The organism is Flammeovirga sp. EKP202 (assembly GCF_014534745.1).
In the GTDB taxonomy this organism is placed as follows: domain Bacteria; phylum Bacteroidota; class Bacteroidia; order Cytophagales; family Flammeovirgaceae; genus Flammeovirga.
The window spans coordinates 24177-37442 of sequence record NZ_JACVVP010000026.1; the positions used below are offsets into that span (position 1 = coordinate 24177).

General features: G+C 35.7%; 12 protein-coding genes. 4 read left to right on the forward strand and 8 right to left on the reverse strand.

What is annotated here, in order from left to right; translation table 11 throughout:
* Window positions 1-16: 16 nt before the first annotated feature.
* The 4 genes from IC221_RS16345 to hemA all read right to left on the reverse strand — a co-directional run bounded on the left by IC221_RS16345 (window position 17) and on the right by hemA (window position 3356).
* Window positions 17-493 (reverse strand): hypothetical protein, encoded by a 477-nt coding sequence (locus tag IC221_RS16345; protein WP_044203818.1) that lies wholly within the window; start codon window positions 491-493, stop codon window positions 17-19.
* Window positions 494-632: 139 nt separating this feature from the next.
* Window positions 633-1460 carry a DUF3365 domain-containing protein gene (locus tag IC221_RS16350; protein ID WP_044203816.1) on the reverse strand — a complete coding sequence of 276 codons (828 nt, stop codon included), beginning with the start codon at window positions 1458-1460 and terminating at the stop codon, window positions 633-635.
* A 150-nt stretch (window positions 1461-1610) separates the two neighbouring features.
* Window positions 1611-2087: a globin family protein gene (locus IC221_RS16355; RefSeq protein WP_044203813.1), complete on the reverse strand. Its 477-nt coding sequence runs from the start codon at window positions 2085-2087 to the stop codon at window positions 1611-1613.
* A 6-nt stretch (window positions 2088-2093) separates the two neighbouring features.
* A complete protein-coding gene (hemA, locus tag IC221_RS16360; RefSeq protein ID WP_188170002.1) occupies window positions 2094-3356 on the reverse strand; it encodes a glutamyl-tRNA reductase in 1263 nt (420 codons plus the stop codon).
* A gap of 551 nt (window positions 3357-3907) precedes the next feature.
* On the opposite strand from hemA, the gene IC221_RS16365 reads away from it, so the two are divergent.
* From IC221_RS16365 to IC221_RS16375, 3 genes are all read left to right on the forward strand, one after another.
* Window positions 3908-4417, forward strand: coding sequence for an NUDIX domain-containing protein (locus IC221_RS16365; protein WP_188170003.1), 510 nt, complete (start codon window positions 3908-3910; stop codon window positions 4415-4417).
* A 58-nt stretch (window positions 4418-4475) separates the two neighbouring features.
* A complete protein-coding gene (pyrR, locus tag IC221_RS16370) occupies window positions 4476-5015 on the forward strand; it encodes a bifunctional pyr operon transcriptional regulator/uracil phosphoribosyltransferase PyrR (protein ID WP_062618401.1) in 540 nt (179 codons plus the stop codon).
* A gap of 68 nt (window positions 5016-5083) precedes the next feature.
* Window positions 5084-6007: an aspartate carbamoyltransferase catalytic subunit gene (locus IC221_RS16375; RefSeq protein WP_188170004.1), complete on the forward strand. Its 924-nt coding sequence runs from the start codon at window positions 5084-5086 to the stop codon at window positions 6005-6007.
* A gap of 211 nt (window positions 6008-6218) precedes the next feature.
* On the opposite strand, the gene hisS is transcribed toward IC221_RS16375, so the two are convergent.
* Both hisS and IC221_RS16385 read right to left on the reverse strand, forming a co-directional pair.
* Window positions 6219-7592 (reverse strand): histidine--tRNA ligase, encoded by a 1374-nt coding sequence (gene hisS / locus IC221_RS16380; RefSeq protein WP_188170005.1) that lies wholly within the window; start codon window positions 7590-7592, stop codon window positions 6219-6221.
* 239 nt (window positions 7593-7831) lie between these two features.
* Window positions 7832-9292 carry an NAD-dependent succinate-semialdehyde dehydrogenase gene (locus IC221_RS16385; RefSeq protein WP_188170006.1) on the reverse strand — a complete coding sequence of 487 codons (1461 nt, stop codon included), beginning with the start codon at window positions 9290-9292 and terminating at the stop codon, window positions 7832-7834.
* Between the two features lie 466 nt (window positions 9293-9758).
* Here IC221_RS16385 and IC221_RS16390 point away from each other — a divergent pair, with 466 nt between their 5' ends.
* Window positions 9759-11243: an acetyl-CoA hydrolase/transferase family protein gene (locus tag IC221_RS16390; RefSeq protein ID WP_188170007.1), complete on the forward strand. Its 1485-nt coding sequence runs from the start codon at window positions 9759-9761 to the stop codon at window positions 11241-11243.
* Between the two features lie 140 nt (window positions 11244-11383).
* Here IC221_RS16390 and IC221_RS16395 read toward each other — a convergent pair whose 3' ends face one another.
* Complete coding sequence (locus tag IC221_RS16395) at window positions 11384-12295, reverse strand: DUF58 domain-containing protein (protein WP_044203801.1); 912 nt, start codon at window positions 12293-12295, stop codon at window positions 11384-11386.
* A 179-nt stretch (window positions 12296-12474) separates the two neighbouring features.
* On the reverse strand, window positions 12475-13263 hold the full coding sequence (locus IC221_RS16400; protein ID WP_188170008.1) for a septal ring lytic transglycosylase RlpA family protein: 789 nt from the start codon (window positions 13261-13263) through the stop codon (window positions 12475-12477).
* Window positions 13264-13266: the final 3 nt, after the last annotated feature.

Genomic DNA, 13266 nt, shown 5'->3' on the forward strand with positions numbered 1-13266 from the left:
GAGTTGATTTTAAGGTTTATTCGTAAAAGAAAACGACCCAAATGTGATAGAACGTAAGAGATGTGATAAATACTGATAGCGAAACATGAACAATCATCCAACCTTGAAAGAACAATTGAGACTTACTTCTGATGACATCAAAGTTGAACATTCCCATGATAAAATTACTGAAGAATGTGATACTCAATACTAATAAATAGGCAAACCCTAATTCCATAGAATGAACATAAAATATCAATGGAGTAAATGCCCCTAACCAATTATGTATTTTATGAAATACAATAGATTTATCTTCCCACCTTGGTACACTTCTTACTAAACTCAAGGTCCATTGGAATAGGATCACTAATAGCACACCCAATCCTGACCATCTCCTATACATTTGCTCTTCTTGTAGTTCATATAATGCTTCCCATCTTAATTCAAAAACATCTTGAATTACAAATAGAGCAAATAGAAAAGAGCCAATATATATAAACTTTAATTTATGCATAACTGAATTAATTAAATGTAGACTCCCCTCAAAAGATGAAAAGTAGATTTTAAAATAGATATACGTATTTTGTCAAAAAAATATGAAACCTAGAGGGGAGTCGCACAACAACAGGTAATTTTAGTACTAAGACTTTATATTATAATTTCAGAATACCACTTAAAGTTTCTTCAGAAGTTAATAAACCAACACTATCCAAGAAAATATTTGGACTTGGTAATTGGTAACCTCCTGAAGGCCATTCTTCACCAACTACTGGTATATCACTTTCTTTGAATGTTTTTGTCTTGTCAATGTATTTTTGGAAAGTATTTGCAGCACCATTTCTGTAGGCCATGATCATACCTTCTAATTCTTCAAAACTTACAGAATCTTCAGGGTAAGTCCATGTTGTAGCTCCTTGAATATCACCCAATACCCAATCGGCTTTTGTCGTTTCAGGGTGTTTATTGTGGCAGCTTACACAAGCACCTGCAGATGCAAAATCAGGGAACATTGCAGTATACAACTTGTTTTCAGCATCGTAGAAGAACTTAGGTTGCTCATCTTTTCTCATTTCAGCAAAAAGTTCAGCTTGCTTACCTTTGAATTTATTGGATTTTCTGATTGGGAAATCAGAACCTAGGAATAACCCTAATGGCACCTCTCCTTTTTTACGAATATCACCGGCAATTCCTCTTAAGAATAATGCAGGTAGTGGACCCGCCTCAATGTGATCTTTTTCCCAATCCTCGTCAAATTTCAAACCTTTCTTTTTACCTGCACCCACAATGGCTTTAGTGTAAAGTGTTCTAGCTACATCGTTTTCTTTTGAAACAATCGTAAAAGCTTCTTCTATAGAATATTTTTTATTCGATACTTGTGCAGTTGAATCTTCTGGTAGTGGTTGACAATTGTAAAAACCGATTGTGGTCAATGATAGCAGAATATAACTTCGAAGTTGATTAAATTTGCAGAAAGTTTTCATGAATCTATTGTTTGGTGTTAAAATGTTTAATGTTTTTTGGGAGTTGTTGTAGGGAGTAATAGTAGCAAAGGAGCCATGGCGAATGAACCCCTCTGCTATGGAACTATATTACTCAAGAAAAGAGATTTTCAATTTTAATCGTAGAGGTCATTATTCTACAGGTTCTACAGTAGCAGCAGCCTCTTTCATTGTTGTAGCTAATACAACGTATACAGTAGTCCAAGCATCCTTCACCTCGTCATTCCAGTTTTCACCTAAACCTGTCTCTAATGTATACAACAATGCAGCTGCAACTGTATCATAATGAGAATCTTCTACATTATAACCTACGTGTCTTTTACCTAGGTCTTGAACGACTGGAACTAATGCACCTAAGTCATTCAAACCATTCACTGCCGCAGCTAACATAGCCATCAGCTTTCTACCTTGTTCCGCCATATCAGACGTAAACATTGATTTTAGAGAAGGGTCTAGTTCAAACAATTTTGCATAGAAGATCTCTGCAGCTTTGTCGGCGATCGGTGCCACCATTGCAAATGTACTTTGCACTAACTCAATTTGTTTTGCGGATACCGGTCCTTCTTCTTTTTTTGTCTTTTTACCGAAAAGTGATTTTAAAAAACCCATAGTCAATTAAATTTTTGAAGTGTGAATACTAGGCTCTTCAAGCATAAAGAGTGCTTTTAGTGCCTCATTTAAAGTAGCAACATTACCTTGCTTACAAGCTTCTTTGAGTTGTAGTGTTGGGAGTTGTACAATTTTTTGGATCATCCTATTCGAAACCCTTTCTATGGCTTCCAACTCAGATGAATTAAACTCTTTTTTAAAAGTAGCTAACGAATCTCTTCTTAACTCCTCTAATGCATTTTTTAAAAGTAATACAGTAGGTGTGAAATAAGTTTCTTTGAGCCAAGAATTAAACTTCAATAACTCTTCATTAAAAATTAGACTTACGTTGGTTAGTTCTGCTTGTCTCAGTTTGATAGTTTCATCTAACTGCATCCCTAAATCATCAATGTTTAAAACTTTTGTTCCTACTCTATTAAAGGTAGGAGACACTGTCCTTGGAGAGCATAAATCAATAATTAACTGAGGAGATTGTGAACTTGATATTGATGGTTTGTAAACGATTTTTTCGTGATGTGCAGAAGTGATCACTACATCAAAATCAAATAACATTTCTTCATGAGTCTCATAGTCTACCACCTCATAACCAAAGGTTTTATTAAACTGAAGCGCTTTTTCTAATGATCTATTTGTTATCGAGACATTATTAATATTTTTCTTTTGTAAATATTGACAAACATCCTTACCCATCTCTCCTAATCCGATGATCAATATTTTCGCATCATTATTATACTTACAAAATTCGTCTGTAACTTTTACGGCTGCATAACCATTAGAGCTCACCCCTTTCTTAAAAGAGGTTTCATTTGTAATTCTTTTATGAAAATGAAAGAAGGTGTGCATCAAGCGATGAAGAAAAGCCTGACACATATTTTCATCTGTTGCATTTTGATAGGCGTTTTTCAGTTGTCCGTATATTTGCAAATCGCCGAGTAATAGAGAATTTACACCTATCCCAGTAGAAAATAAATGCTCTACAGCATTATCACCTTCCTTGTCTTCAATATATTTGATGTACTGATCAGATGGAACCTGACATTTAAGTACGCAGAGTAATTTAAGTATCTGTTGCGTCAATATTGATTTAGAAACATAATAGACCTCAACTCTATTACAAGTTGACAAAACAATCGCTTCATCTATTCCTAGCACCTCCTTGAGCTTTTGTAAAAAGTGCTTTACTTCTAAATCATTTAAAGAAAATTTTTCCCTTACCTTAACAGTAGCTTTACTATGAGATATAGAGAATAGCTTTAAATCATTTGTCATGTTAATTTGTAAGTTATGAGAGTTTCCTATAGCGTTTGTGCTTGCTTATGATACAAATGTAGAGGGTGTTCGAAACGGAAACTATGTCATATTTCACTATTGGTCTAGTTTTTTGAGAGGTAAAAAACTGTTTTTCAGCAGGAAATATTACGTAACATATTTAAGTAATATTACTTATTATACAAAAACAAGAGTACGTATGATACTTAATTAAATATGTAATAATTAGCACTTTACGTATAAAAAAGAAGTTTACTGAGTATTCCCCTACAACAACTACCTAAAAACAAACTAAGTAAATCAAAACATGCTATTAAATTTATTTTTCAGGAGCTAAGAAGGAGCATTCTCATCCTTTAAATTAAAAAAAATCATCATAAATTTGGTTTTATTTCCTCCTCATTCAATCAGAATTATAGAATTCACTCCCAATCAGGTTCAAATCAGTTCAATGAAAATTAGCTGAAAACTGAGTTTACAATGTATTAAGTATATCAATTATTATATTTGATTTTTTATCGACTCCAACACTTTCATTAATATAAAACATAATGAGTAACAAAGCATCCAAAGAAGATATAGAAAAAACATTCGGACATCGACTAAGAGTTAGAGTCTGCGGTGTATTGGTAGAAAATGATAAAATATTAATGGCTGTTCACCATGGAATAGGTAAAAGAGGGATTTTCTGGGCTCCTCCTGGCGGTGGTTTAGAATACGGGGAATCTGTAGAAGGAGCTTTGAAAAGAGAATTCCTAGAAGAAACAGGTCTTGAGGTTGAAATTGATGAATTTATGTTTACGCATGAGTTTTTTGACCTCCCTCTCCATGGTATCGAACTTTTTTTTAGGGTGAAAAGAGTTAAAGGTGAATTGGTGACAGGAATTGATCCTGAAATGGCAGAAGACAAACAAACAATTGATAATATGGTCTTTACTTCTTTTGAAGAGTTAAAGGAAAAACATATCGATGAAAAGCATCATTTGTTCCGTCATTGTAATTCTTTAGACGAACTCATCAAAATGCGAGGTTTTTATACAAATTTGAAAGAAAATTCATAGATTTACAGGTTAGAATCGAAGGGGTAATTTTCCCTGTAATGAATTCTAGAAATAGAAAATGGCAAAAGTAAGCATATTACAAAGTCAATTACTTGACATTACAATCAGTAGACTGAGTCAACAGTTGATTGAGAATCATGGAGACTTCTCTAACACAGTGATTATTGGTCTTCAGCAAGGCGGTATTATTCTTTCTGAAAGAATAAAGAAACGTATTTTAGAACTGGCAAAGGTTGAAGTTCCTTTAGGTCAGTTGGATATTACTTTTCACCGCGATGACTTTAGAAGAGGTCAAAGTATCCTCACTCCTAGTAAAACCGATATTCCTTTCTTAGTAGAAGACATGAACGTTATTCTTATTGATGACGTAGTCTTTACAGGAAGATCTATCCGTTCGGCTTTAGATGCTATGATGGCATTTGGTCGTCCAAGAAAGGTTGAGCTACTTTGTTTAGTCGATAGAAAATATAGCCGTGATTTACCAATTGAACCTACTTATGTGGGTAAGGTAGTCAATTCCATTCAGTCTCAATACATTCAAGCAGAATGGAAAGAAGAAGGTCATCAGGAAGATAACCTTTGGCTTATTAATCAATAATTTTACAACGGCGTTCGTTAGAATGACCGTTTTTTTATATACATCAATTTCTTGCAGATATTCATATAATGTTAAGTCAGAAACATCTACTTGGAATAAAAGATCTCACTAGAGAAGACTTAGAACTGATCTTTCAAACCGCCGATCAATTTAAAGAGGTCATCAACAGACCTATCAAAAAAGTTCCTTCTCTGAGAGATATTACTATCGCCAATGTTTTCTTTGAAAACTCTACCCGTACAAAATTATCTTTCGAGCTGGCTGAAAAAAGATTATCAGCAGATGTGATTAACTTCTCTTCGAGTGGTAGTTCAGTGAAAAAGGGAGAAACGCTTCTTGATACGGTCAACAACATCTTATCTATGAAAGTAGATATGATTGTGATGCGTCACTCTAGTCCTGGTGCTCCTCACTTCCTAGCGAAACACATTGATGCTACGATCTTAAATGCAGGTGATGGAACGCACGAACACCCTACTCAAGCAATATTAGATACTTACTCTATTCGTGAGAAATTGGGAACTGTTGAAGGTAAGAAAGTAGTGATCGTTGGCGATATTCTTCACTCTCGAGTGGCATTATCCAATATCTTCGCATTACAGAAGCTTGGTGCTGAAGTAATGGTTTGCGGACCACATACATTGATTCCTAAATACATCAAAGACCTTGGCGTAATCGTAGAGCATGATTTGATGAAAGCCTTAAATTGGTGTGATGTGGCCAATATGCTTCGTATCCAAATGGAGAGACAATTGGTAAAGAACTTCCCATCGGTAAGAGAATATTCTCAGAACTTTGGTTTGACAAAAGAGATTTTAGAATCACTGGATAAAGAAATCGTAGTGATGCACCCAGGTCCAATCAACAGAGGTGTAGAAATCACTTCTGATGTTGCGGATGCTGAAAATGCGATCATCCTTGATCAAGTAGAGAATGGCGTGGCTACTCGTATGGCTGCGTTGTACTTATTGGCAGGGAAGAAAGATGTTTAGTCTTATCTAAGTAAAAATATAGATGGCAGTTATCATAAATATGGTGACTGCTTTTTTTGTGTTCCGGTCACCATGACTGAAGTCATGGGCAAGTCATATTTGCTTACAACAACACTGAAGTGATGTCTTCGCTTTATTTATTGTTACAACAAAAAAAGTCGCTTCTGAATTTTACTCCAAAAGCGACTCTTATATTTTAATCAAAGATTGATTATCCCTTCAAAAGGTCTACAATCTCATCTGCTGAAAGCATATTTTGCTCACCAGTACTCATGTTTTTCAATGAGAATTTCCCTTGAGCCATTTCATCTTCCCACGCTAAAACGACATACTGAATACCTTTTTTATTGGCAAAGTTCATTTGCTTTTTCATTTTGGCATTATCAGGATATAATTCAGCAGAGATTCCAGCATTACGCAATTTCTGTAATAATGGCAATGAATAGTCTCTTCCTTGATCATCAAAGTTGGTCAACATCACTTTTGTTGTCTCAACAGCTGATGAAGGATATAAATCCAACTCTTCTAATACATCATAGATTCTATCTACACCAAATGAGAAACCAACGCCAGACATTCCGTCTAAACCGAATACGCCAGTAAGGTTGTCATAACGACCACCACCACTGATAGAACCCATATTGGCATTGTTTACCTTCACTTCGAAAATAGCACCTGTATAATATGAAAGACCACGAGCAAGTGTTACGTCAAATTCAACTTTTTCTGTAGGAACTCCCATTTTAGTTGTGTAGTTGAATACCTCTTCCAACTCCGCTAAACCTTTCAATCCTACTTCTGAAGAAGCTAAGAACGTTTTCATCTTTTCGATACGTTCCGCTGTTGAACCACTCATTTCATAGATTGGCGTCAATTGATCTACTGCTTCTTGTGTAAAACCTCTTTGCTCTACTAACTCAAGGTTCACTTTCTCCACACCGATCTTGTCCAATTTATCAATCGCAACACAAAGTTCCGACTCTTTACCGTTTTCACCGATAGCTTCAGCGATACCTGTCAAGACCTTTCTGTTGTTCAATTTGATCGTGTGATCTGTGATTTGAAGATTCGTCAATGCCTCACCCATCATTGCTAGGATTTCAGCTTCACATAATAATGAATCTGTTCCTACCACATCGGCATCACACTGATAGAATTCTCTATAACGTCCTCTTTGAGGTCTGTCTGCTCTCCAAACAGGTTGTACTTGATATCTTTTAAATGGAAAGCTTAATGTACCTCGGTTCATCACAACGTATCTTGCAAAAGGTACAGTAAGGTCATATCTTAAACCTTTGTTAGAGATTTTTGGAAGCATATGCTTCGCTCCTTTTTCAAGGTCTTCTGCATTTACATCTTCCAAGTAGTCACCAGTATTCACAACTTTAAATAAAAGCTGATCCCCTTCGTCACCATACTTACCTGTCAATACTGAAAGGTTTTCCATAGTTGGTGTCTCCAGGTTTTGAAAACCATATTTCTTGTAAACGTCTTTAATTGTTTCCAAAATATAAGTTCTCTTGGCCATTTGCTCGGGCCCAAAATCTCTAGTACCCTTAGGTACGCTAGGTTTCTGCTTTGCCATTTATATAATTATATAGTATTCTTTTTCTATTAAGAATGCGCAATTACATCATTTTTGAAGGAAAATGAAAATAGAATTACAATGATGACATTTATTTAGAGGGAAGATAGATTGAAGTTATCTATTATCATTCGATAATAACCCCAAACTATCTTTTACTTATTACTATCTCACCACCAAAAAAACAGCACCGAATATATCTCAGTGCTGCCTACTTATAGTATAGTTAGAGTCTTAATTTATTGTACCCCTCCAAAACATAAATACTTAATTTCAAGGAAATCATCCATACCGTATTTAGAGCCTTCACGACCATTTCCACTTTCTTTTATCCCTCCAAAAGGTGCAACTGCAGTGGAAATCATTCCGGTATTAATTCCTACCATTCCGTATTCTAAACCTTCGGCAACTTTCCATACTCTATTCATATTGTTACCATAGAAATAAGAAGCTAATCCATATTCTGTATTATTCGCTGCTTCAATGACTTCTTCATCGGTTTTGAATTTGAATATTGGAGCTACAGGGCCGAAAATTTCTTCTTTTGCAAATTTCATCTCTGAAGTTACATCACTCATAATAGTGGGTTGGAACAATGTATTTTCATTTGATTCACTTTTTGCACCAAGCTTAATCTTTCCACCTTTTTCTAAAGCATCATCAATTAGAGAGTTTACCTTTTGAACTGCTTTGCTATTGATAAGAGGACCAATTTCTACACCTTCTTCAAAACCATTTCCTACTTTAAGCTTGCGTACCTCTTCAGTAAAGAGGGCGACAAAAGCATCATATATTCCTTCTTGAACATAAATACGATTGGCACAAACACAAGTCTGACCTGCATTTCTATACTTTGATGCAATAGCTCCTTGTACTGCTTCTTCAAGCACTGCATCATCAAAAACAATAAATGGGGCGTTTCCACCTAGTTCTAAAGAGATCTTTTTTACTGTGTCAGCGGATTGACGCATCAATTGTTTACCTACCGGAGTAGACCCTGTAAAAGATAACTTTTTCACAACGGGACTATCCGTCAACACCTTTCCAACATTTGCAGAATCTGTTGTAGTTACGATATTGAAAACGCCTTTTGGTATACCTGCTTTTTCAGCTAAAACAGCCAATGCCAATGCTGATAATGGCGTCTCTTCTGAAGGCTTAATAACCACTGAACAACCAGCCGCCAATGCAGGAGCAACTTTTCTTGTAATCATTGCATTGGGGAAATTCCAAGGAGTGATGGCAACTACAACACCAATGGGTTGTTTGATCACCACAATTCGTTTATCTTCCCCGTGCCCTGGTATCACATCCCCATAAACTCTCTTTGCTTCTTCTGCAAACCATTCTACGAAAGATGCTCCGTATTTTATCTCACCTAAAGCTTCTGGAAAGGGTTTCCCTTGCTCAGTTGTTAAGATTCGGGCTAAATCCTCGGCATGTTCGATTTGAAGTTCATACCACTTTCTTAAAATTATGGCCCTTTCTGCCGCCGTTTTTTTCTTCCAAATATGAAAAGCACTTTCAGCAGCTTTAATAACAGGGGGAATATCTTCAGGTCCAAAATCCGACACCTGAGCTAATTCCTGTTGATTATAAGGATTGGTAACCACAAAAGTTTTTCCATTTTGGGCACTTTTCCAAATTCCATCTATATACGCTTTGTCCTTGAATAAGGCTGTATTTTCTAAATTAATCATTTTCGAATTTAATAATTAATTGACTAATATCTCACTTAAAACTTCTTCTAGTACTTCTTCAAAAAATTGTAAAGACCTATTAATCTGTTCCTCTGTTACCACTAATGGCGGAATCTAACTTAAAATACATTAGGCTTGAACCTTTTTACATTACACTACCCCAACTAACAGAAGAAAAGGCACAATCATGACCTTATCTCTAAAAAATGAACTAATTAAAGAACAACAATGACGACCCTAACCTTTTCATTAAAAAATATTACAGAATACATTACTTTAATCACCTTTTGGGGTTGTTAAACGGTCATCATTTTTCATTTGACGGCCTTCTATCTTTACAGTGTAATTTCAAGGTTAATATTAAATAACACACCAATATTGTGTGACTTTTTAAAGCCTATTAGAATTGAATTATTACACTTAATAGAAATAAACAATATCAGTTTAAAAGCAAAGACAAAATAATATGCCATTTAAAATTTTAACTCCAGAAGAAGCGGCCGAGTATGTACACCATAACACAACTGTCGCATTTAGTGGTTTCACTCCTGCAGGATCTCCAAAAGTAATTTCTAAGGCTATCGCTGAGAAAGCAAAAAAAGAGCATGAGGCAGGTAGAGAATTTAAAATTGGAATGATTACAGGTGCATCTACTGGTGATTCTTTAGATGGAGAATTAGCAAGAGCAAATGCTGTTAAATTCCGTACTCCTTACCAATCTAATAAGGATATGAGAGGTGCGATCAACAACGGTCACGTGGAATATTTTGACATGCACTTATCTGCATTAGCTCAAGAGATGCGTTACGGTTTCTTCGGAGAAATTGATGTGGCAATTATTGAAGCAGCTGATATTACTCCAAATGGTGAGGTTGTACTTACATCAGGTGTGGGTATCTCCCCAACAGCTACAAAATTAGCGAAAAAGGTTATTATTGAATTAAACAGTAATCACCCTAAATTTATCAAAGGTCTTCATGATATTTACCAACCATTAGATCCTCCTTACAGAAAATCAATTCCAGTTTATTCTCCAGATGCTAGAATCGGTGAACCTGTATTAAGAATTGATCCTTCAAAAATCATGGGTATTGTAGAAACAAACGCTCCTGATGAAGTAGGTGGTTTTGCTCCAGTAGATGAAGTAACTCAAAAAATTGGTGATAACGTTGCTAACTTCTTAGCAGGTGAATTGGCAAAAGGTACTATCCCTAAAGAATTCTTACCAATCCAATCTGGTGTGGGTAATATTGCCAACGCTGTTTTAGGCTCATTGGGTAAGAACCCTGGTATCCCTCCTTTCAGAATGTATACTGAGGTGATCCAAGATGCAGTGATCGAATTAATGAGAAATGGTGATATCACTTTCGCTTCAGGTTGTTCATTGACTGTATCTCCTGATGTATTAAAAGATATCTATGGTGATTTCGATTTCTTCAAAGACAAATTAGTTTTACGTCCTCAAGAAATCTCAAACAACCCAGAGATCGTTCGTCAATTAGGTTTAATTACAATCAACACTGCCATTGAAGCGGATATCTTCGGTAACATCAACTCAACTCACGTATTGGGTACGAAAATGATGAACGGTATCGGTGGTTCTGGTGACTTTACTCGTAACTCCTTCTTGTCGATCTTCACTTGTCCTTCAGTGGCTAAAGGTGGTAGCATCAGTGCTATTGTACCAATGGTATCTCACGAAGATCATTCTGAGCACTCTGTAAAGGTGATTATCACAGAGCAAGGTGTGGCTGACTTAAGAGGTAAATCTCCACGTCAACGTGCTGAAGCTATTATTGAGAATTGTGTTCACCCTGATTACAAAGAGACTTTAAAAGAGTACTTAGAGGTAACTTCAGGTCATCCACAAACGCCTCAAGCATTGGATAGAGTATTCAACATGCACTCGGAGTTCATGACTTCTGGTGACATGAGAAACACGAAGTGGTAATTCACTTCCTATATTTTTTAAACTTAAAAAGCCGTTTCAACTTAGGTTGGAACGGCTTTTTTGATTTTGCCAATTTGTTTTTTCAAGATATTGAAATAATCGAATGTGATGACTTCTTCATTCTCACCTCTTACCTCAAACTATCTCATCCTTTGTCTCTTCAACATATAAGGAATAATGATTTGATCAATATCTTTTTTACTATCCACTTCAACATAATCAATTTTATATTGACCGCATTTTACGTTTAAATCATGATAAAGTTGTTGAATAGTTTGTTGATATTGTTCTCTTACCTGCGATGGACGAAGTTTTTCTTTTTGTCCAGACTCCACATCCACAAAAACCATTGGACGCTCTGGAAATTCCAATTGCAACTCTGTACTATGATCCGCAACATGAAACAATAAAACTTCGTGGTTGTTGTGCTTTAAATGTTGTAAGGCAGCAAACATTTCATCCCTATTTCCCATCTGTCCCATCATATCAGAAAAGATAATGACCAAAGAACGTTTATGAATTGTTTCAGCAACTTGATGTAAAACCTTAGCAATATGAGTCCCTTTTTGGGGAGGCGGTTTTTCCAACATTTGCTGTAATTTCACAAAGATCTGATGCAAATGAGTTCTGGTGGATTTCACTTGCGTCATTTCCTCCAAATCATCAGAGAAGGTACACAACCCCACTGCATCCCTTTGCTTTTGGAGCATATAGCCCAATGACGCTGCCGCCATCGTACTAAATGCCATTTTATCAAAGGTCTTGTCAGGATAGTACATTGAAGGAGAACGATCCAAGACAATCATTGCCCTCAGATTTGTTTCTTCCTCATATCGTTTGGTGAAAAGCTTATCAGTACGTGCATATACTTTCCAATCAATATGCCTTGTACTTTCTCCAGGATTATAAAGATTATGCTCAGCAAATTCTACCGAAAAACCGTGATAAGGAGATTTATGTAATCCAGTAATAAACCCTTCTACCATTTGTTTGGCTAAGAGTTCTATATTACCGTATTGTCGTATGGTATCAAAAGAGATTTCTTGTAACATCTATAATCTTACTTTACTTAATGAAGTGTGTAATGTTAGCTGAAACAACTTGTGTAGGTGCCAAAAAAGAGAATATCATCTTTAAAATTGGTGCTGATTTAAACCAACTCCATTTCCTCTTTAAAAAAGAATCGGACACTTTTTATTAAATCAGAAATTTCAACTTCCATTCTATTAAGTTACAAATGCTTTTTGACAAAGGCACCTTTATATCCTTTAGATTTTACTTTTTTGATGTTATTTTTTGCTTCTTTTTGAGAAAAATCACCATACAACAAACGATAAATCACTTTACTCTTATAATAGCCAGATTGAATATATACCTCAGTAAGTCCTTTCTTGTTTGCAATCTTACCTGCTTCTTTGGCTTTTGCTAAATTCGAATAAGAAGCTAATTGTACTCCATACCCTTTCTTAATCGACTTTGAAGTACCCCAAATACTATAAGTACCAGGTGCTCCATAAGATTTGGAAGAAGACTTAGGTTTGTTACTTACAGTGGCATCCTTTTTCTTTTTATCTTTTTTAACATCCTTAGAAGAAATGGCCTGACCGGATCCACCCGAAGTACCTTCTTTGACTTTGGTTCCCTGCCCTTTTGTGGCCAAGATTTCAATTTCAACTTTAGCGATACCGTCTTCAATCATATTGATTTTTGAAGCCGCAGCTTTTGATAAATCCAAAATACGATTGGACTTGAAAGGACCTCTATCATTTACTCTCACCACAACCCATCGACCGTTCTTTAGGTTGGTTACTTTAAGATACGTATCAAAAGGAAGTTCTCGATGTGCACATGTGTAAGCGTACATATTAAAACGCTCACCATTTGCTGTTTTCCTTCCGTGAAATTTATTCGCATAATAAGACGATTGTCCTCTTTTTTTATCACCTACCTTAGTTTGTCCGTAAAGTGTAGTTATAGTCACTAAGCAGGATAGTAATAGAATTACCTTCTTTAGGTTCATAAT